We start from the raw sequence: 19498 nt of genomic DNA on the forward strand, positions 1-19498 counted from the left end.
CCACCCGAGTCCTTACCGTGCCTGTGACCCATTGGCTCCGCGCTCGTTCACCCAACCGGGGGAATGAGACGGTCGCAGGTAAGGCGAGGTGCTCGGGATGGTGGCTCCGCCGGACGACGACATGCTCGCGGCACGCACCGTGTCGTACGCCTACGGCGGCTCGCCCGCCCTCACCGGGGTCTCCCTCGGCGCCCGGAAGGGTGAGATCGTCGCCGTCACCGGTCCGCGCGGCTGTGGCAAGACCACCCTCCTCGCCTGCCTGGCGGGCCAACTCGTGCCGGACAGCGGGGAAGTGTGGTTCAAGGGCGTCCCCGTGCACTCCCTCCCCCCACTCGGCCTCGAACGGCTGCGGCGCGAGCACTTCGGCTGGATCGGCACCGAACCCCAGCTCGTCCCCGAACTCACCGCCTGGGAGAACGCCGCGCTCGCCCTGATGCTGCGCGGCACCGGGCGCCGCGCCGCGAAGAGCGCCGCATGCGAATGGCTGGACCGGCTCGACATCGGCGAGTGCGCCCGGGCGCGGCCCGCCGCACTGCTGCAGTCGCAGCGCCAGCGGGTCGCGCTCGCCCGCGCGCTGGCCGCCGGGCCCGGCGTGCTCTTCGCCGACGAGCCCACCGCCCCGCTGCACCAGACCGACCGCGCCCAGATGCTGCGCACCCTCACCTCGGCGGCCCGCTCCCACGGCATCACCGTGGTCCTCGCGACACACGACCAGGAGGTGGCCACCCTCGCCGACCACACCGTCGCCCTGCTCGACGGGCGCCGGGTGGGCTCGGACCCCTCCGAGGCGGAAGGCAGGGCCGCGTGCTCAGCCTCCGCCTAGCCCGTGGCGCCCGCCCGTCGGTGCTGCTGCGGCGGTCGCTGGTCACCGTCGCGGCGGCGGGCGCGAGCTTTCTGCTGCTGAGCGCCCTCGGGTTCGCCTCGGGCCACCCGGACGACTCGCAGGGCGCGGTGGGGCGGCTGCTGTGGTGCCTCGTACCGCTGGCCGCGACCGTCCAGCTGGCCGTCGCCGTGGGCCGCGCCGACCCCAGCACCGGCCCTGGCCCCGGTTTCGCGGCGGCCGGAGCGGGCCCGGCCCGGGCGGCGCTTCTCGCGGCGGTCTCGATGGCGGCCGCCTGCGCGCTCGGCGGTGTGCTGGCGCTGCTGGTCTTCCTGCATCTGCGCGGCGATCTCGGGGACTCCTGGCTGGACTGGGCCGGAAGCGGGGCGGCCGGCCGGCGGCTCGGCGGCGGCCGGTCCCTGCCCTTGGCCGGCACGGTCACGCTGCTCGCCGTCGTCCCCGTGGCGGTGGGCGCCGCGTGCGCGGCCGGGCTGTGGCCCCGGCAGCCGAGGGCGGCGCACCAGCCGGTCCGCGGACCACGGGGCGCCCGCCGCCCGGCGGCCCCGGCCCGGCCCACCGTTGTGACCGGGCCGGTCGCCCCCCAGCCCCACCAGGCCACCTCCGGACTTCCCTGGGGCATCGCCCTGACCGCGGCCGGGCTCGCCCTGCAGGCGTACGCGAGCGGTGACGCGCCCCCGCTCCCCGACGCCCTGCTCGCCGTGCCGGGCCGGCTCGGCGGCAACCCGCCCGGTGTGGTGGGCGGCTGGGCCCTGGCGGCGCTCGGGCTGGTGCTGGCCGGGCCCGGCCTCACCCATCTGTGCGGCAGGCTGCTGGCCGTCGGGCGGCCTGGGGTGCTGCGGCTGCTGGCCGGGCGGTTGCTCCAGCAGGAGGCCGGGCTGATCGGGCGCCCGGTCGGCGCGCTGTGTGCCCTGGCCGCCGCCGGATTCACCGTCCTCGAACTGTACGGAAGGGCCTCCGGGCCGTCCGGCGCCCATGCCTTCGGCCCGCTCACCGGTCTGGGCGCGGCCCTGGTCACGCTGTGCGCCGCGGCTACGACCCTGACCGCGGTCGTGGAAGCGAGGAGCGCGCGCGAGCGCACGACGGCCGCCCTCGTCCGCCTCGGCGCCCCGGCCCGGCTGCTCCGCGGGGCGGCCGCGCTGCGCGCGACGGCGCTACTGGCGCTCCTGGTGCCGCTGGTCTGGGTGGTGGCGCATCTCACGGCGATGCCGTTCCACCGCTGAAAATCCCGGGTGTCGGTGTTCATGCCTGGATTGTGCGGCGAAGCGGCCCGGTCACGATTGCCCCAATCCACAGCCCCCCACCTCCGGTGTGATTAGCATGTCGGCGTGCAGGAACCAGACCGGGAAATAGAGTCCATCGAGGAGTTCGACCAGGTCGTCGCCCGCGGCACCCTGGCCGGGTTCCGGGTCCAGTCCGTGGACCTGACAGGCCGTACGGCCGCGCTCCTCTCCACCGACACCAGCGAGTCCGTCTTCCTCGGCTGCCCGATGGAGACCGAGGCGGCGGCGAAGGTCCGGGCCGGGGGCGCGCTGGTGTTCCCGCCGGTGCCGGATCTGCCGTTCGACCCGTACCGCGGCACCCTCTACTCCCCCGCGGAGCTCTTCGAAGGCCTCACCGAACACGGTTACGTGCGGACGCCGGACGCGCTCGCCTACGCCTGGTTCCAGCGGACCAAGACCGACGGCGACATCTTCGCCTCGATGCTGCGCTCCATCCACGACGACGCGGTCTCCGACGCGCTCGACGAATTCCTCGTCGGAACGCGGGTGGTGGGCGTCATGGGCGGCCACGCGCTGGAGCGCGGCTCCGACGGATTCGCGGGCGCCGCACGCCTCGGCCGGGCCCTGGCGCGGACCGGCCTCACGGTCGCGACGGGCGGCGGGCCGGGCGCGATGGAGGCCGCGAACCTGGGCGCCTACACGGCCCCGCACGAGGACGCGGTGCTGGACGAGGCGCTCGAACTGCTCGGCAAGACGCCCTCCTTCCGGCCGTCCATCGGGGCCTGGGCCGAGGCCGCCTTCGCGGTGCGCGAGCGCTGGCCGGACGGCGGGGCGTCGGTCGGCATCCCCACCTGGTTCTACGGCCATGAGCCGCCGAACGCGTTCGCCTCGCACATCGCCAAGTACTTCGCCAACGCCACCCGCGAGGACGGGCTGCTGGCGCGCTCGACCGCGGGCGTGGTCTTCCTGCCCGGCGCCGCCGGGACCGTCCAGGAGATCTTCGACAACGCGACGCCGAACTACTACGAGTCGCGCGGTGAGCCGACCCCGATGGTGCTGGTGGACCGGGACCACTGGACGCGGCGGCTGCCGACCTGGCCGCTGCTCGAAGCGCTCGCGGAGGGACGGTCCATGAAGGCCCGTATCGCTCTGGTGGACTCGGTGGACGAGGCGCCGGAGGCGCTGCTGTCGATGCTGGGCTGAACCGGCGTCGGGGAAGCGCTGAGTACCGGGGGAGGCGTACCAGCGGAGGGCAAGGAGGCCCCGGCTCAGGGTTCGGGGTCCAGGAGCACCACGTCGGCCGGGTCGATGACCACCCCGGCCCGGGCCCCCGCCTCCGGGGCGTCCCGCAGGGCGCACGACGCCTCCAGACGCGGCGCGGCCGGGTCCGGCAGCCGCAGGATGAGCGCCACATGGTCGCCGCGGAACGTGCGCGCCACCACGGTGCACGCCAGACCCTCCTCGGGGTCCGTCAGCCGCACCCCGGCGGGGCGGACCAGCAGCCTGCCGGGGCCCGGCCGGGAGCCGGGCGGCACTGGCAGCTTGCCCCATACGGTGTCGGCGACCTCGCCGTGCACGATCGCCTCGACCACATTGTCGAAGCCGAGGAAGCGGGCGACGAACTCGGTGGCGGGCCGCTGCCACACCTCCAGCGGGGTGCCGGTCTGGGCGATCCGGCCGTTCTCCATCACCACCACCCGGTCCGCGAGCGCGAACGCCTCCCCCTGGTCGTGGGTGACCGCGAGGACGGTGGTGCCCAGCCGTCCGAAGAGCTCGCGCAACTCCACCACCAGCCGCTCCCGCAGCCCCCGGTCGAGCTGGCCCAGCGGCTCGTCCAGCATCAGCAGCTTGGGCCGTGGGGCAAGCGCGCGGGCGAGCGCCACCCGCTGCTGCTCACCTCCGGAGAGCGAGTCGACGGGGCGGCGCTGGGCGCCCGGCAGCCCCACGAGCTCCAGCAGTTCGGCGACCCGGCGGTCCGCCTCCGCGCGCCCCATCTTGCGCATCCGCAGCCCGAAGGCGACGTTGCCGCCCACGTCCCGCTGCGGGAACAGCTGGTGGTCCTGGAACATGAGCCCCACCCCGCGCCGGTGCGTGGGCACCCCGCCCTGGTCGCGTCCGGCGAGCCACACCCGGCCGGTGTCGGGGCGCTGCAGTCCGGCCACCACGCGCAGCATGGTGGACTTACCGCTTCCGCTCGGGCCCAGCACAGAGACCGTCTCGTGCTCGGCGACCTCCAGGTCCACGGCGTCCAGCGCGTCGCGCCGGCCGAACCTTACGGTCACCTCGTCGAGTCGCAGCAGCGTCATTCAGAACTCTCCGGAACGGTCGGTGCGGATGCGCTCGAGCGCCAGCAGCGATCCGGCGCAGACCAGCATCAGGATCGTGCTCAGGGCCATCGCCTGTCCGTAGGTGAGCTGTCCGGCCCGGCCCAGGAAGCGGGCGATGGCCACCGGGAGGGTCGGATGGTCGGGGCGCGCGATGAAGACGGTCGCCCCGAACTCGCCCAGGGAGACGGCGAACGCGAAGCCCGCCGCGACCGCCACGGCCCGTCCGACCAGCGGCAGGTCCACCTCCCGCCAGACTCGCCACGGGGACGCCCCGAGCACGGCCGCCGCCTCCCGGAGCCGGTGGTCCACCGCCCGCAGCACCGGCAGCATGGTCCGTACGACGAAGGGCACGCCCACCAGGGCCTGGGCGAGCGGCACCAGGACCCAGGAGGCGCGCAGATCCAGCGGGGGCTCGTCCAGGGCGATCAGGAAGCCGAATCCCACGGTGACGGCCGAGGTGCCCAGCGGCAGCATCAGCAGCGCGTCGAAGCCCCGCACCAGCCTGCCCGCCTTACGGGTGAGCGCCGCGGCGGCGAGACCGCCCACGACGAGGGCGAAGACGGTGGCGACCGCCGCGTACCACAGGGAGTTCCCGACGGCCTCCATGGGAGCCACGAAGAAGGTGCCCCCACTGTCGGCGGCCGACCGCAGCGCCTCGTAGTAGGTGAACCCGTAGCCGTCCGGCCCGTTCAGCGAGCGCTCCACCAGCACCGCGAGCGGTGTCACGATCAGCAGCGCGACCATGGCCAGCACGCCCCACAGCAGCGCCCACTGGGCCGGGCCCTTCGGGCGGCGCGCGGTGCGGCCCGGGTCCACGAGCCGCAGGGCGCTCTCGCGACGCCTTACGGTCCACGCGTGCAGGGCCAACACGGCCGCGACCGCGGCGAACTGGACGAGGGTCAGCACCGCGGCCGTGGGGAGGTCGAGCAGTTGCGCGGTCTCCCGGTAGATCGCCACCTCCAGGGTGGCGTAGCGGGGGCCGCCCAGGATCTGGATCACGCCGAAGGAGGTGAAGGTGAACAGGAACACCATCAGCGCGGCGGCGGCCACGGCCGGGGCCAGGGCGGGCAGCGTCACCCGGCGCCAGGCCGACGGCCGGCTCGCGCCGAGCACCCGCGCGGCCTCCTCCTGACGCGGGTCGAGCTGGGCCCACAGCCCGCCCACGGTCCTGACGACGACCGCGTAGTTGAAGAAGACATGGGCCAGGAGGATCGCCCAGACGGAGGTGTCCAGCCGCACCCCCCACAGCTCGTCCAGCAGCCCGCCCCGGCCGAGCAAGGCCAGGAAGGCAGATCCGGCGACGACGGTCGGCAGGACGAACGGCACGGTCACCACGGCCCGCAGCAGCCCCTTGCCGGGGAAGTCGAAGCGGGCGAAGACATACGCGCCGGGCAGCGCCACCGCGAGCGTGAGGGCGGTGGACGCGACCGCCTGCCAGCAGGTGAACCACAGGACGTCCAGCGTCGCCGGATCGGTCACCACTTCGGCGATCCGGCCGAACCGCCACCGCCCGCCGACACGCAGCCCCCGGGTGACGATGGCGGCCACGGGATAGGCGAAGAAGACCGCGAAGAAGGCGAGCGGCACCGCCATCAGGGCGAGCCGGAGGGCGATCGCGCGACGGCCGCGGTGGTCCGCCGTGTCGGCCTTACGGTGGCCGTCGGCCTTCTTACGGTTCTCGCGGGGCTCTACAGGACCAGCGAGGACCATGTCTTGACCCACGGCTCACGGTTCTTGGCGATCTTCTGCGGCGCCAGGGTGGCCGAGTCGGCGATCCTGACCCCGTATCGGGTGAACAGCTCCGGCAGCTTGGCGTCCTCGCGCACCGGGTTGACGTACATGTTCAGCGGGACGTCCTCCTGGAACCGCTTGCCCAGCAGGAAGTCCAGCAGCGCCTTGCCGCCCTTGGTGTTGCCCGCGCCGTTCAACAGCCCGGCGAACTCCACCTGCCGGAAGCAGGTGCCCGTCGCCACCCCGGTGGGCGCCTTCGCGGGCTTGCTCTTGGCGTCGGCCACCTCGGCGGGCGGGCTGGAGGCGTAGGAGACGACGAGCGGCCGGTCGCCCTTGCCGCCGCCCGCCGAACCGGAGAACCGGTCGTAATACGCCTGCTCCCAGCCGTCGACGACCTCGACGCCGTTGGCCCGCAGCTTCTTCCAGTAGCCCTTCCAGCCGTCGTCGCCGTACTTCGCGGCCGTGGCGAGGAGGAAGCCGAGACCGGGGGACGAGGTTGCCGCGTTCTCGGTGACGAGGAGGTTCTTGTAGGCGGGCTTGGTCAGATCGTCCAGCGTCCGGGGCGGCGTCAGCTTCTTGTCGGCGAAGTACTTCCGGTCGTAGTTGACGCAGATGTCGCCGAAGTCGACGGGGGTGACGCGGTGCTCGGCCCGGTCGAGCTGGAGGGCCGCCGGGACCTTGTCGAGCCCCTTCGCCGTGTAGGGGGTGAACAGGTCGTTGTCGAGCGCGCGGGAGAGGAGCGTGTTGTCGACGCCGAAGAACACATCGCCCTGGGGGTGGCCCTTGGACAGGATCGCCTGGTTGACGGCGGCTCCGGCGTCGCCCCCTGCCTGCACGCGCACCTTGTAGCCGGTCTCCTTGGTGAACTCCTTGAGGACCGCCTTGGAGGCCGCGAACGAGTCATGCGTGACCAGGGTGACCGTCTTGGAGTCCGAGCCGCTCTTGGTGTCCTCGCCGCAGCCGGCGAGCGCCCCCAGGGCCAGTGAGCCGAGGAGGGCGGCCGAGATGGCACGCCGAAGCTGACTGTTCATGGTGATGCTGACTCCCTACGCCGGTATGACCCGGATCAGGTCCGAGGGTCTGCGGCCGTGCCGCACTCTCAGCGCTCTGAGCGCTCCCCTGTCGGAATGTTCACTTGTACGGATGTTCAGTTCTATGACGATCGCATGGCGCACCGATCCCCAGGCACCCTATCAGCCGGTGCTCAGCGCTCCGAAGCCGCCAGCTGCCCGCAGGCCCCGTCGATCTCCTGGCCCCGGGTGTCCCGGACGGTCACCGGCACCCCATGGGCCTCCAGGGCCGCCACGAACGCCTTCTCGTCCTCGGGCCGCGACGCCGTCCACTTGGAGCCTGGCGTCGGGTTGAGCGGGATGAGGTTCACATGCACCCGGTGGCTCTTGAGCAGCCGGCCGAGCAGATCGGCGCGCCACGCCTGGTCGTTGATGTCCTTGATCAGCGCGTACTCGATGGAGATCCGGCGGCCGGACTTCTCCGCGTACTCCCACGCGGCGTCCAGGACCTCGCGCACCTTCCAGCGGGTGTTGACCGGCACGAGGGTGTCGCGCAGCTCGTCGTCGGGCGCGTGCAGCGACACCGCGAGCCGGCACTTGAAGCCCTCGTCCGCGAACCGCAGCATCGCCGGGACGAGGCCGACGGTCGAGACGGTGATACCGCGCTGCGACAGACCGAGCCCATCGGGCTCGGGGTCAGTGAGCCGGCGGATGGCGCCGACGACGCGGTTGTAGTTGGCCAGCGGCTCGCCCATGCCCATGAAGACGATGTTGGACAGCCGGGCCGGACCACCGGGGATCTCCCCGTCCCGGAGGGCCCGCATCCCGTCGACGATCTGGTGCACGATCTCGGCGGTGGACAGATTGCGGTCCAGCCCCGCCTGCCCGGTGGCGCAGAACGGGCAGTTCATCCCGCAGCCCGCCTGTGAGCTGATGCACATGGTGACCCGATCCGGGTAGCGCATCAGGACGGACTCCACGAGCGTGCCGTCGAACAGCCGCCACAGCGTCTTGCGCGTGGTGTCGTCGTCACAGCTGATGTGCCGCACCACGCTCATCAGATCCGGCAGCAGCCCGGCGGCCAGCTTCTCGCGCGCCGCGGCCGGGATATCGGTCCACTGAGTGGGGTCTTCGGCAAAGCGCGCGAAGTAGTGACGCGACACCTGACCTGCCCGGAAGGGCTTCTCCCCGAGGGCGGCGACGGCCTCCCGGCGCTCGGCGGGTGTGAGGTCGGCAAGATGCCGCGGGGGCTTCTTGGCCCCACGCGGCGCGACGAAGGTGAGTTCTCCGGGCTTAGGCATGGTTTTCCCAGTGTCGCAGACGTACGAAGGGCCCCGCGCCGGGAGTGGCGCGGGGCCCGTGGGCGGGCGTGGTCAGCCGCCGCCCACGAAGATCACCAGCAGCAGCCACACCACCGGCGCGGTGGGCAGCAGCGAGTCGAGCCGGTCCATGATCCCGCCATGGCCGGGCAGCAGCTTGCCCATGTCCTTGATGCCGAGGTCACGCTTGATCATGGACTCACCGAGGTCGCCGAGGGTCGCGCTGACCGCGACGGCGAGGCCGAGCAGCAGACCCTGCCACCAGACGCCGTCGTCGATGAGGTACTGCATGCACAGCGCGCCCGCGACCATCGCGAAGGCCACCGCTCCCAGCAGCCCCTCACGGGTCTTGCCGGGGCTGATGCGCGGGGCCAGCGGATGCTTGCCGAAGCGCCAGCCCACCGCGTACGCCCCCGTGTCGCTGACCACGGTCAGCAGCAGGAAGGTCAGGACCCGCCACGGGCCGTCGTCGGTGTCGAGCATCAGCGCCACGAAAGTGGCCAGAAACGGCACGTAGAAGGCGGCGAAGACGCCCGCGGTGACATCCCTGAGGTAGTTGTCGGGCGGCTCGGTCATCCGCCAGACCAGCACGGCGAGCGCCGTAAGGGCGACCGCCACCACTGCTCCCTGGGCGCCGCGCACATAGCCGGCGACGACCATGGCGACCCCGCCGACGGCGAGCGGCACCAGGGGGACCCGGATGTCCTTGCGCTCGGTCAGCCTCGAGGTCAGCTCCCAGAGCCCGACCACCACCGCGACCGCCACCACGCCGACGAACACGGGCTTGTAGATGAAGAGCGAGGCCAAGATGATCACACCGAGGCCGATGCCCACCCCTATCGCGGCGCGCAGGTTCCGGCCCGCACTCTTCTTGCCCTGCCCGGCGCCGGCGCCACGCGCGCCGTCGGCGGAGGCCGGGTCGGGCGCGGGGTCGGAGGGCGTCGGCCGACGCCCGGCGGGCTGCCGGGGGCCGGGCTGCGGCTCCCGCTCGTCGCGGAAGAGGGGGCCGCTCAGCCGAGCGGCCCCCCGGTCACGGTCGGCGGCCTCGCCGGAGTCGCCGCCCGCGTGGGGCACGGTGGGCATGGGGCGAGTCTGCGCCGCCTCGCCCACCTCGTGCGCGGGACCCGCCGAAGAAGTGGGCACCTCCCAGCCATAGCCGGGGGAGGTGCCCTGACGGCCCGGTCCCCGGAGTCCGGCGCTTGGTGGGGCCCCCCAGGAAGAGTCGTTCATCAGACCTCGAGGAGCTCGGCTTCCTTGTGCTTGAGCAGCTCATCCACCTGCGCGACATACTTCGCCGTGGTGTCGTCGAGCTCCTTCTCGGCGCGGCGCCCCTCGTCCTCGCCGACCTCGCCGTCCTTGATCAGCTTGTCGATGGACTCCTTGGCCTTGCGGCGGACGCTGCGGATCGAGATCTTCGCGTCCTCGCCCTTGCCCTTGGCGACCTTGATGAACTCCTTACGGCGCTGCTCGGTGAGCTCGGGGAACACCACACGGATGATGTTGCCGTCGTTGCTCGGGTTGACGCCCAGATCGGAGTCCCGGATCGCCTGCTCGATGTTGCGGAGCGCGGTCTTGTCGAACGGCGTGACCACGGCCATCCGCGGCTCCGGCACCGAGAACGACGCCAGCTGATTGATCGGCGTCAGCGCACCGTAGTAGTCCGCCACGATCTTGTTGAACATCGCCGGGTGCGCACGCCCGGTGCGGATCGCGGCGAAGTCCTCCTTGGCGACCACAACGGCTTTCTCCATCTTCTCCTCGGCCTCGAGGAGGATCTCTTCGATCACCACTTGCTCCTGGTGTTATCAGTAAGCAGAGCCTCGCCCCTGCGTGCGTCTTCTCCTGCACGGTGTCCGACCGGCAGGCCGTTGTCCATCCCCCGTTCGAGCCGTCAGGCCCGGGAGCCCTGGTCGCTCACCAGCGTGCCGATCTTCTCACCCTTCACCGCACGCGCGATGTTTCCTTCGGCCAGGAGCTCGAAGACGAGGATGGGCAGCTTGTTGTCCCGGCACAGGGTGATCGCGGTGGCATCTGCGACCTTGAGGTCCCGGGTGATCACCTCGCCGTACTCCAGGGCGTCGAACTTCACCGCGTCGGGGTTGCGGGCGGGGTCGGAGTCATAGACCCCGTCCACGCCGTTCTTGCCCATGAGCAGGGCCTGCGCGTCGATCTCCAGCGCTCGCTGGGCCGCGGTGGTGTCCGTGGAGAAGTACGGCATACCCATACCCGCGCCGAAGATGACCACACGCCCCTTCTCCAGATGGCGCACCGCACGCAGCGGAATGTACGGCTCCGCGACCTGGCCCATGGTGATGGCGGTCTGGACGCGGGAGTCGATGCCCTCCTTCTCCAGGAAGTCCTGGAGGGCGAGACAGTTCATGACGGTTCCGAGCATGCCCATGTAGTCCGAGCGGGCCCGGTCCATACCGCGCTGCTGCAGCTCAGCACCGCGGAAGAAGTTACCGCCGCCGATGACGATGGCGATTTCGGCACCGTCCCTGACCACGGCGGCGACCTCGCGGGCGATGGCGTGCACGACATCGGGGTCGACACCGAGTCCCCCGCCTCCGGCGAACGCCTCGCCGGACAGCTTCAGCAGGAAGCGACCGTGTGGGGCCGCGCCGTGCGCCTTCTTGTCATCGGCGGCCTGTTTGGCGTCCGCGCCGTGATTCATTGGAGATCTCCTCGTGCACATACGAAGAAGGCCACTGCCGGACGGGTCCTGTTACGACCTCTGCGGCAATGGCCTCCTCGTCACATCTGCGGCCGACCGGTCGACGGTTGGCTGCCTACGACCCTATCGGGGTCGCCGGTCATTCGCTGCTCGGCTCAGACGCCGACGCGGAAACGGGCGAAGCGCTTGAGCGAGACACCGGCCTCGTCCAGGATCTTCTGGACGGACTTCTTGTTGTCCTTGGCGAACGGCTGGTCCACCAGCACGTTCTCCTTGAAGAAGCCGGTGACGCGACCCTCGACGATCTTCGGCAGGGCGCCCTCGGGCTTGCCCTCCTCGCGGGCGGTGGCCTCGGCGACCCGGCGCTCGTTCTCGACCGTCTCGGCCGGGATCTCGTCGCGGGTGAGGAACTTCGGGGCGAAGGCGGCGATGTGCTGCGCGACGTCCTTGGCGACCGTGGCGTCTTCCTTGTCCAGCTCGACCAGGACGCCGACCTGCGGCGGCAGGTCCGGGCTGGTGCGGTGCATGTACGCCGCGACGAAACCGCCGGAGAACTGCGCGAAGCGGTCCAGGACGATCTTCTCGCCGAGGGTCGCGTTGGCCTCGTCGACGAACGCCTGAACGGTCTTGCCCGCCTCGATCTCGGAGGCCAGCAGGGCCTCCAGGTCGGCCGGGGAGGTCTTGGCGACGTGGGCGGCGATGGCGTCGGCGACGGCGACGAACTTGTCGCCCTTGGCCACGAAGTCGGTCTCGCACTTCAGCTCGACCAGCACGCCGGAGGACTTGTCGTCCGCGATGAGGGAGACGACAGCACCGTTCTCGGCGTTGCGGCTCTCACGCTTGGCCACGCCCTTCTGGCCCTTGACGCGCAGGATCTCGACGGCCTTGTCGACGACGCCCTCGGCCTCGTCCAGCGCCTTCTTGCAGTCCATCATGCCGGCGCCGGTCAGCTCACGGAGCTTCTTGACGTCAGCGGCGGTGAAGTTCGCCATGATCTGTGAATCTCTTCTCGAAAGTCGAAAGCTCTACGGGTGAACGGCGGGGGCGGCGCCACCGGCACCGTCCCCCGCCGTCATACACCGTCTGAGTGACGTCTTAGTGGTCAGCCCTGCTCGGTGCCCGCGGCGGGGGTCTCGGCAGGCTTGTCCGCAGCGTCCTCGGCGGGCTTGGCGTCCTCGGCAGGCTTGTCCGCGGCGGCCTCGGCGGGCTTGGCGGCGTCCTCGGCGGGCTTGTCCGCGGCGGCCTCGGCCGACTTGGCCTCGGCCTCATCGGCCTTCTTCTCGCCCTCGTCAGCCTTCTTCTCGCCCTCGAGCAGGTCGCGCTCCCACTCGGCGAGCGGCTCGCCCGCGGCCTTGTCGGCCTTCTCGTCACCGGTGGCGACACCGGAACGGGCGATGAGGCCCTCGGCGACGGCGTCCGCGATCACCCGGGTGAGCAGGGTGACGGAGCGGATCGCGTCGTCGTTGCCCGGGATCTTGTAGTCGACCTCGTCGGGGTCGCAGTTGGTGTCGAGGATCGCGACGACCGGGATCCGGAGCTTGCGCGCCTCACCGACGGCGATGTGCTCCTTCTTGGTGTCCACGATCCAGACGGCGCTCGGCACCTTCTGCATCTCGCGGATACCGCCGAGGGTCTTCTCCAGCTTGGCCTTCTCGCGGGAGAGGACCAGGAGCTCCTTCTTGGTGAGGCCGGAGGCGGCCACGTCCTCGAAGTCGATCTGCTCGAGCTCCTTCAGGCGCTGCAGGCGCTTGTAGACGGTCGAGAAGTTGGTGAGCATGCCGCCCAGCCAGCGCTGGTTGACGTACGGCATGCCGACGCGGGTCGCCTGCTCGGCGATGGCTTCCTGCGCCTGCTTCTTGGTGCCGACGAACATGATGGAGCCGCCGTGGGCGACGGTCTCCTTGACGAACTCGTAGGCGCGGTCGATGTACGACAGCGACTGGAGCAGGTCGATGATGTAGATGCCGTTGCGCTCGGTGAAGATGAAGCGCTTCATCTTCGGGTTCCAGCGGCGGGTCTGGTGCCCGAAGTGGACGCCGCTCTCCAGCAGCTCCCGCATCGTGACGACGGCCATGGCCGTACTCCTTGAGGTACTCGGTTCCACGGCGGCCGGGCGGCCGCCGCTCCTGACGTCCCGGCGCGCCTGCCACGGACGGGGCCCTTTCGGGAGGTCGTCCGAGGACCGAGGGGCGCGGCCACCGAGCTGACCGATGCGCGATCGGAGCACCGGTGGCGGGGCGTGCGAAGTCGATCCGGTGACCCGGATCGCCATAAGAAGTGTACGGGACCGGTACGGTGCCGGGTGACGGCGTTATCCACAACCCGTGAGTAGTCCCCCGATTCCGTCCATGATCCACCCGTTTCGGGCCGCCCGGCCATCGTGGGGGCATGCGAAGGCTTGTGGTGGGTTGGGCTCTTGCCCTGGTGATTCTCGTGCTGTCGGTGCTGTCGGTGCTGTCGGTGCTGTCGGTGCCGACGGCCTCTCTTCCGGTGACACCTCTTTCGACGGCACCGGCCGCGGCGGCGGATCCGCGCGCGGCGCCTGCATCGCGCGCGGCGCCGGAGCCGGGGACGAGGCCGGGCGGGGGACGGTCGACGCCGGGCGGGGAGCGGTCGAGCCCGGGCGGGGGGCGGTCATGGCCGGTCGACGGTGCGCCGGGCGCGGTGCGGCCCGCCGTACTGAGGGGCTGGCGGCCGCCTCCTGCGCCCTGGGCAGCGGGGCACCGGGGGGTCGACCTCGCGGCGCGTCCGGGCGAGCGGGTCCGCGCGGCGGGCCCGGGGCGGGTGAGCTTCGTGGGCCCGGTCGCGGGCCGTGGTGTGCTGGTGATCGAGGTGTCCGGGACCGGCTCCCCTCCCCTGCGCATCACCTACGAACCGGTGCGCGCCAGCGTGGCCAAGGGGGAACGGGTGACCGCCGGGCAGGTGGTCGGCGTGGTGGCGCCGGGCCCCTTCCACTGCGGGTCGGGCTGTCTGCACTGGGGGCTGCGGCGCGCGGACCGTTATCTCGATCCGCTGTCACTGCTGCCGCCGTCGATGTTGCGGGGCGGGCCGTCCCGGCTGCTCCCGGTGTTCGGGGTGCGCGACGCGCCCACGGTCTCCGCGCTCGCCTCCCCCGCCGGGGACACCCGGCTGCCGACGGCCGCGGCGCTGGTGGCGGCATCCCTCTGGGCCCGGATCCGGCTGGGTCGCCCGAGTCGGTCCCGGTCGCCCGGTCGTCCGGGCCGCGTCCCGCGCGCGCCCGCAGGGGCAGTGGAAGGGCCGGGCGGTCAGCCCCGGACGCCGCGCAGGGCCATGGCGACGGCCGCCTCGGTGATCCGCTCGGGGTCCTCGGCCGCGCCGAGCTCGATGCGGCGGACCGCGGCGTCCACGACGCCCTGGAGCAGCACGGCAGAGAGCCGGGGCTGCTCATGCCCGAGGGTCGCGAGGGCCTCGACCACCATGGCGATCAGCCCGCCGTGGGCCGCCCGGATCTTCTCCCGCGCGCCCGCGTCCAGCTCACCGGCGGAGATCGCCACCACCGCGCGGTGCCGACGGTCGCCGACGAGCGCGAGCTGCCGGCGGACATACGCCTCGATCTTCGCCTCAGGCCCGTCGGCCCGCTCCATCGCGGCCTCGACCTCGGCGGCCCAGACCGGGAAGTCCACGGCGCAGAGCTCCTCGACCACGGCGGCGCGGGAGCGGAAGTACTCATAGACGGAGGACCGTGCGAGTCCCGTGCGCTCGGCGAGGGTGGGGAAGGTCAGCGCCTCCGTACCGCCCTCGGACAGCAGGGTGCGGGCGGCCTCCAGCAGGGCCGCGCGCTGCATCGTCCGGTGCTCGGCCACTGAGGCCGCTCGAATCCTGGGCACCCGACCACTCTACGGAAGAGGCCGCCCGGAGGGGATGCCGGAGGGACGATTCAGCGCCCGACGTCGGCGAGTTTCGCCCGCAGCTGGAGCACCGACTTGGTGTGGATCTGACTGACCCGGCTCTCGGTGACGCCGAGCACCTGGCCGATCTCGGCGAGCGTGAGCCCCTCGTAGTAGTAGAGCGTGACTACGGTCTTCTCCCGCTCCGGGAGGGTGTTGATCGCCCGGGCGAGCAGCCGCCGCAGCTCCCGGTCCTCGGCCACCTCGACGGGGTTGTCCGCCGCGGTGTCCTCGAGGGTGTCCATGAGGCTGAGCCGGTCACCGCCCTCGCCGCCGACGTGCAGCAGCTCCTCCAGGGCGACCACATTGGCGAGCGACAACTGGCTGAAGACGCCGTGCAGTTCCTCGAGGCTGATGCTCATCTCGGTGGCCACCTCGGCCTCCGAGGGGGTGCGGCGCAGCTGGGCCTCCAGCGTGGCGTACGCCCGCTCCACGGCCCGGGCCTTCTGGCGCACCGACCGCGGGATCCAGTCCAACGCCCGCAGCTCGTCGATCATCGCGCCGCGGATCCGGGTGATCGCGTAGGTCTCGAACTTGATGGCGCGCTCGGGGTCGAACTTCTCGATGGCGTCGATGAGTCCGAAGACCCCGGACGAGACGAAGTCCGCCTGCTCGACATTGGAGGGCAGCCCGACGCTGACCCGGCCGGCCACATATTTCACCAGCGGTGAGTAGTGCAGGATCAGCTGCTCCCGCAGCCGGCCGTCGCCCGTGGTCTTGTACGACCGCCACAGCTCGTCGAGCGATGAGGGCGCGGCAGGGTGCACCGCGCCGCGGGCCGCGGGCGGCGCCGCGCTGTCAGACCCGGAGATGTGCTGGGGCATTCGTCGCCTTGAGCCGTTCTGCCATGACATGGGTGAGGACGTACGCTTCCGCCGGAAACCTTGTGAGCGTAGCGTGACTGGGGCGTCGCGGTATGCGAAGGGCGTCGGCTCGGCGGTGTGCGGATACGGTCATCGCCTCAACCCTTTCACCCGATTGCCCCGATTCGGGGGATCGCCTCGCCGTGCGCCGTCGCTCCGATGCAGGGGCGGGACCAACTCCCATCGATCGCCATGACGTTCGACAAAGCCCAGGGCGAGCAGTTCATGGAGTCGGCCCAGGGCCTCGTCGCAGCCGGTCCCGGATTCCCGGGCCACATCCCGCAGGTGGTTGCCGCCCCGTGCCGACAACGCTTCCAGCACCCGTGCCGTCACGGGATCGAGCAGGTCCCGCTCGACCAGCGGTCCCCGCCGCTCCGGGGCGAGGTCTCCGATGCCGCCGATGAGTTCGGCCACTTCGGCGGCGTCGGTGACCAGGACGGCCTCGCCGCGCAGCAGTTCATGCACCCCGGCCGAGAGCCCGCTGGTCACCGGTCCGGGCACCCCCATGGTGGACCGCCCGAGCTGTTGTGCCCGGCGCGCGGTGACCAGCGATCCGCTGCGGTACTGGGCCTCGACCACGACCGTGCCGCGGGTGAGGGCGGCGATGACCCGGTTGCGGAGCACGAATCTGGGACGCGTCGGATGCGCTCCGGGTGGCAACTCGGCCAGCACCAGGCCCTGTTCCGCGATGCGCTCGATCAACTCGGTGTGCGCACGCGGATAGGGGACGTCCACACCGGAGGCGAGCACCGCGATGGTGGCCCCGCCAACGGCGAGCACGCCTCGGTGAGCCGCGCCGTCCACGCCGTGGGCCGCCCCGGAGACCACCACCCAGCCCCGCTCGGCGAGCCCTGTGCCGAGAGACGCCGCGACATGCGCGCCGTAATCGCTGCAGGCTCGGGCGCCCACCACGGCGACCGAGCGCAGCGCCCACATCCGCAAGTCGGCCCGGCCGCGCACCCATAACCCGACCGGGCGAGCGTCACCGAGATCGTCGAGCTGACCGGGCCAGTCCAGATCCCCGGGACAGATGAACCGCCCGCCGCACCGGGCGATCAGCGCGAGGTCGGCGACCGGGTCCACCCCGGCCGCCCGGAGGGCACATCCGGCCAGCCGCTCCCCGGTGGCCCCGGGCGGGGGCTTGCCCTTCCCGGTGAGCGCCCGCCACAGCGCCACCGGACCCATACGGCGCAGCCAGCGCCCCACGGTCTCGTCCCCGGGCTCCACGAGCCGGGTGAGCGCCGCCCGCGCCAGCCGCTCCTCGCCCGGAGCGCCCAGCCGCTCAGCGGGCCCCCGCCCCACGTCCGGGGCGGCCCGTTCCTCGAAGAGCTCCCGCCCCTCCTCCGGGACGCCCCGTCTCTCGGGCAACCCCTGCCGCTCATCCGCGACGCCCCGCCCCTCAGGGAGCGCCTGCCCCTCGTCCCAGCCGCCCTGCCCCTGCCCAGGCTCGGAGAACAGCGCGGGGACGGCGCCGCGACCGCCCGTCGAAGAAGCCGACATCAGCACTCCCCCACCGGGACCGGCACCCCGCGGCTGATCCCGGTGCGCAGTTGCAGCGCCTGGGCGATGTCCGGCGCCATGGGTCGGTCGTGCCCGGCCAGGTCGGCGACGGTCCAGGCGACCCTCAGCACCCGGTCGAGCCCCCGGGCGGTGAGCAGCCCGCGCTCCATATCGCGCTCGGCCTCGCGCAGCGCGCCGGGGGACGGCTGCCAGCGGGTGCGCAGCTCATGGCCCGGCACCTCGCTGTTCAGCCGCCAGGGGGTGCCGTGGAGCCGGGCGGCGGATCGTTCCCGGGCCTCCTTGACCCGGACCGCGACGGACGCGCTGCTCTCCGCCCCGGCACGCGCCCCGGTGAGCTCGGTCCGGCTCACCGCCTCGACGCGGACCCGCAGGTCCACCCGGTCCAGCAGCGGTCCGGACAGCCGTGCCTGATAGCGGCGGACCGTGGCGGGCGAGCACTCGCAGACGTCGCCCATCAGACCGTGGCGCCCGCAAGGGCAGGGGTTGGCCGCCAGCATCAGCAGGAAGCGCGCCGGCATCCGCATCATCCCGGCGGACCGGGCGACCACCACATGCCCCGATTCCAGGGGCTGCCGCAGGGCGTCCAGCGCCTTCCCGCTGAACTCGGGAGCCTCGTCCAGGAAGAGCACTCCACGGTGGGCGAGCGAGACCGCACCGGGGCGGGGCAGGCCGTTGCCCCCGCCGACGAGCGCGGCCATGGTCGCCGAGTGGTGCGGGGCACAGTACGGCGGGGTCTCCACCAGGGGCTGCCCCGGCGGGAGGACCCCGGCGACCGAATGGACCGCGGTGACCTCCAGGGCCTCCTGCTGGGTGAGCGGCGGCAGCAGCCCGGGCAGCCGCTCGGCCAGCATGGTCTTCCCGGCGCCCGGAGGCCCGTTCAGAAAGAGGTGGTGCCCGCCCGCGGCCGCCACCTCCAGGGCGGTGCGCGCGGCCCGCTGTCCGGCGACCTCGGCCAGATCGGGCCGCCCCGCCCCGGCCCCGGGCACCGCGGCGACACCGGTGCCCATACCGGCGCCGGGCACGGTGAGCCCCGCCAGCATCGGATCGGGGCGGCCCAGCTCCTGGGGCTCCTCCTCCTCGGGCTCCGGCTCGTCCGTCAGCACCGCGATCAGCTGGCGCAGGCTCCGCACGCCCAGCACCGAGACGCCCGGCACCAGGGCCGCCTCCGCCGCCGTCTGCTCGGGGACCACGACCTGGCGGTAGCCCGCCTCGGAGGCGGCGAGCACGGCGGGCAGCACGCCGCGGACCGGCCGCACCCGGCCGTCAAGACCCAGCTCCCCGATCATCATCAGATCGGCGATCTCCCGTGGGTCCACGCGCTCGGCCGCGCCGAGCACCGCACAGGCCACGGCCAGGTCGAAGCCGCTGCCGCCCTTGGGGACGGATGCCGGGCTGAGCCCGACCGTGAGCTTCCGCTGCGGCCATTCACCGCCGGAATTGACCACGGCCGCGCGGACCCGGTCCCGGCTCTCCACCAGGCTCTTGTCGGGCAAACCGACCAGGGTGAAGGCGGCCACTCCCGGCTCCAGATCGGCCTGGACCTCCACCACCACGCCCTCGACGCCGACCAGCGCCACCGAGCAGGTGCGGGCGAACCCCATCAGGCCACCCCTCGCACATGCTCGACCACGGGCGCTCCCCGGCGGGGCAGCACCACCCCCACCACATCGATCCGCACCCCGCCCGGCGGCGGGCCGCCGTGCCGCTCCAGCCAGCGCTCCGCCAGCCACCGCAGCCGCTCGGTCTTGTCCGGTCCGACTGCCGCCATCGGATGCTCGTAACCACCCTCACGGCGCGTCTTGACCTCGCACACCACCAGCGCCCCGGCGTCGAGCGCGACGATGTCGATCTCGCCGTCCCGGCATCGCCAATTGCGCTCCAGGACGGTCATCCCGGCTTCCGCCAATGTGCGGACCGCCACACCTTCGCCATAGCGGCCCAGCGCTCCTCGGGCGTTCATTCGGCACCACCTCCGGCACCGACTGTGACGCCCCCGCACCCCGCTCAGGGATCTTGGAGCATTCCTGTGGACAGCCATCCGGCTGTGGAAAACCCAGCCACCCGGAAGACTGAGTCAGCCGCCC

17 protein-coding genes, 1 pseudogene and 1 riboswitch are annotated in these 19498 nt (G+C 72.3%); of the genes and pseudogenes, 4 read left to right on the forward strand and 14 right to left on the reverse strand.

The annotated features are described in order from the left end of the window. Positions 1-97 precede the first annotated feature (97 nt). From LIV37_RS15790 to LIV37_RS15800, 3 genes are all read left to right on the forward strand, one after another. Positions 98-823, forward strand: a complete 726-nt coding sequence (locus LIV37_RS15790) for an ABC transporter ATP-binding protein (protein ID WP_020868125.1) — start codon at positions 98-100, stop codon at positions 821-823. Beyond that, the gene (locus LIV37_RS15795) at positions 805-2061 is read left to right on the forward strand and encodes a hypothetical protein (RefSeq protein ID WP_121824898.1); all 1257 of its coding nucleotides are present in this window, start codon (positions 805-807) and stop codon (positions 2059-2061) included. Before LIV37_RS15790 ends, LIV37_RS15795 begins: the two co-directional genes overlap by 19 nt. 105 nt (positions 2062-2166) lie before the next feature. Then, on the forward strand, positions 2167-3264 hold the full coding sequence (locus LIV37_RS15800) for an LOG family protein (RefSeq protein WP_020868126.1): 1098 nt from the start codon (positions 2167-2169) through the stop codon (positions 3262-3264). Between the two features lie 65 nt (positions 3265-3329). Here LIV37_RS15800 and LIV37_RS15805 read toward each other — a convergent pair whose 3' ends face one another. From LIV37_RS15805 to rpsB, 9 genes are all read right to left on the reverse strand, one after another. Further along, positions 3330-4367: an ABC transporter ATP-binding protein gene (locus tag LIV37_RS15805; protein ID WP_020868127.1), complete on the reverse strand. Its 1038-nt coding sequence runs from the start codon at positions 4365-4367 to the stop codon at positions 3330-3332. Continuing rightward, positions 4368-5981, reverse strand: coding sequence for an ABC transporter permease (locus tag LIV37_RS15810; RefSeq protein ID WP_121825435.1), 1614 nt, complete (start codon positions 5979-5981; stop codon positions 4368-4370). 95 nt (positions 5982-6076) lie between these two features. Beyond that, positions 6077-7150 (reverse strand): thiamine ABC transporter substrate-binding protein, encoded by a 1074-nt coding sequence (locus tag LIV37_RS15815; protein ID WP_020868129.1) that lies wholly within the window; start codon positions 7148-7150, stop codon positions 6077-6079. Next, positions 7146-7250: riboswitch (TPP riboswitch) on the reverse strand. (Overlaps the previous gene by 5 nt.) Positions 7251-7323: 73 nt before the next feature. Then, complete coding sequence (gene rlmN, locus LIV37_RS15820; protein WP_020868130.1) at positions 7324-8430, reverse strand: dual-specificity RNA methyltransferase RlmN; 1107 nt, start codon at positions 8428-8430, stop codon at positions 7324-7326. Between the two features lie 72 nt (positions 8431-8502). Then, the gene (locus LIV37_RS15825; protein ID WP_121824897.1) at positions 8503-9678 is read right to left on the reverse strand and encodes a phosphatidate cytidylyltransferase; all 1176 of its coding nucleotides are present in this window, start codon (positions 9676-9678) and stop codon (positions 8503-8505) included. Then, positions 9678-10235 (reverse strand): ribosome recycling factor, encoded by a 558-nt coding sequence (gene frr / locus LIV37_RS15830; RefSeq protein WP_030834259.1) that lies wholly within the window; start codon positions 10233-10235, stop codon positions 9678-9680. Before frr ends, LIV37_RS15825 begins: the two co-directional genes overlap by 1 nt. Before the next feature lie 104 nt (positions 10236-10339). Next, positions 10340-11122: a UMP kinase gene (gene pyrH / locus LIV37_RS15835; protein ID WP_020868133.1), complete on the reverse strand. Its 783-nt coding sequence runs from the start codon at positions 11120-11122 to the stop codon at positions 10340-10342. 155 nt (positions 11123-11277) lie between these two features. After that, on the reverse strand, positions 11278-12114 hold the full coding sequence (tsf, locus tag LIV37_RS15840; protein ID WP_020868134.1) for a translation elongation factor Ts: 837 nt from the start codon (positions 12112-12114) through the stop codon (positions 11278-11280). A 110-nt stretch (positions 12115-12224) separates the two neighbouring features. Further along, on the reverse strand, positions 12225-13196 hold the full coding sequence (gene rpsB / locus LIV37_RS15845) for a 30S ribosomal protein S2 (protein ID WP_020868135.1): 972 nt from the start codon (positions 13194-13196) through the stop codon (positions 12225-12227). Between the two features lie 314 nt (positions 13197-13510). Between rpsB and LIV37_RS15850 the strand changes: the two are divergent. Next, positions 13511-14074 (forward strand): annotated as a pseudogene (locus LIV37_RS15850) (peptidoglycan DD-metalloendopeptidase family protein); the annotation flags it as partial. Positions 14075-14388: 314 nt separating this feature from the next. On the opposite strand, the gene LIV37_RS15855 reads toward LIV37_RS15850, so the two are convergent. From LIV37_RS15855 to LIV37_RS15875, 5 genes are all read right to left on the reverse strand, one after another. Further along, positions 14389-14928, reverse strand: coding sequence for a TetR/AcrR family transcriptional regulator (locus LIV37_RS15855; RefSeq protein WP_121825434.1), 540 nt, complete (start codon positions 14926-14928; stop codon positions 14389-14391). 92 nt (positions 14929-15020) lie between these two features. Further along, complete coding sequence (gene whiG, locus LIV37_RS15860) at positions 15021-15854, reverse strand: RNA polymerase sigma factor WhiG (protein ID WP_020868137.1); 834 nt, start codon at positions 15852-15854, stop codon at positions 15021-15023. Between the two features lie 129 nt (positions 15855-15983). Then, complete coding sequence (gene dprA, locus LIV37_RS15865; protein ID WP_243146226.1) at positions 15984-17393, reverse strand: DNA-processing protein DprA; 1410 nt, start codon at positions 17391-17393, stop codon at positions 15984-15986. Then, the gene (locus tag LIV37_RS15870) at positions 17393-19015 is read right to left on the reverse strand and encodes a YifB family Mg chelatase-like AAA ATPase (protein ID WP_020868139.1); all 1623 of its coding nucleotides are present in this window, start codon (positions 19013-19015) and stop codon (positions 17393-17395) included. Before LIV37_RS15870 ends, dprA begins: the two co-directional genes overlap by 1 nt. After that, positions 19015-19374, reverse strand: a complete 360-nt coding sequence (locus tag LIV37_RS15875; protein WP_121824896.1) for a YraN family protein — start codon at positions 19372-19374, stop codon at positions 19015-19017. Before LIV37_RS15875 ends, LIV37_RS15870 begins: the two co-directional genes overlap by 1 nt. Positions 19375-19498 lie beyond the last annotated feature (124 nt).

The organism is Streptomyces rapamycinicus NRRL 5491 (genome assembly GCF_024298965.1).
Classification (GTDB): domain Bacteria; phylum Actinomycetota; class Actinomycetes; order Streptomycetales; family Streptomycetaceae; genus Streptomyces; species Streptomyces rapamycinicus.

Bases quoted from the DNA above. Each gene is read 5' to 3' on its own strand.
- LIV37_RS15790 (WP_020868125.1), top strand. From the start codon at position 98: ATGGTGGCTCCGCCGGACGACGACATGCTCGCGGCACGCACCGTGTCG.
- LIV37_RS15805 (WP_020868127.1), bottom strand. From the start codon at position 4,367: ATGACGCTGCTGCGACTCGACGAGGTGACCGTAAGGTTCGGCCGGCGC.
- LIV37_RS15810 (WP_121825435.1), bottom strand. From the start codon at position 5,981: ATGGCGGTGCCGCTCGCCTTCTTCGCGGTCTTCTTCGCCTATCCCGTG.
- LIV37_RS15815 (WP_020868129.1), bottom strand. From the start codon at position 7,150: ATGAACAGTCAGCTTCGGCGTGCCATCTCGGCCGCCCTCCTCGGCTCA.
- rlmN (WP_020868130.1), bottom strand. From the start codon at position 8,430: ATGCCTAAGCCCGGAGAACTCACCTTCGTCGCGCCGCGTGGGGCCAAG.
- LIV37_RS15825 (WP_121824897.1), bottom strand. From the start codon at position 9,678: ATGAACGACTCTTCCTGGGGGGCCCCACCAAGCGCCGGACTCCGGGGA.
- pyrH (WP_020868133.1), bottom strand. From the start codon at position 11,122: ATGAATCACGGCGCGGACGCCAAACAGGCCGCCGATGACAAGAAGGCG.
- tsf (WP_020868134.1), bottom strand. From the start codon at position 12,114: ATGGCGAACTTCACCGCCGCTGACGTCAAGAAGCTCCGTGAGCTGACC.
- rpsB (WP_020868135.1), bottom strand. From the start codon at position 13,196: ATGGCCGTCGTCACGATGCGGGAGCTGCTGGAGAGCGGCGTCCACTTC.
- LIV37_RS15855 (WP_121825434.1), bottom strand. From the start codon at position 14,928: ATGCAGCGCGCGGCCCTGCTGGAGGCCGCCCGCACCCTGCTGTCCGAG.
- whiG (WP_020868137.1), bottom strand. From the start codon at position 15,854: ATGCCCCAGCACATCTCCGGGTCTGACAGCGCGGCGCCGCCCGCGGCC.
- dprA (WP_243146226.1), bottom strand. From the start codon at position 17,393: ATGTCGGCTTCTTCGACGGGCGGTCGCGGCGCCGTCCCCGCGCTGTTC.
- LIV37_RS15870 (WP_020868139.1), bottom strand. From the start codon at position 19,015: ATGGGGTTCGCCCGCACCTGCTCGGTGGCGCTGGTCGGCGTCGAGGGC.
- LIV37_RS15875 (WP_121824896.1), bottom strand. From the start codon at position 19,374: ATGAACGCCCGAGGAGCGCTGGGCCGCTATGGCGAAGGTGTGGCGGTC.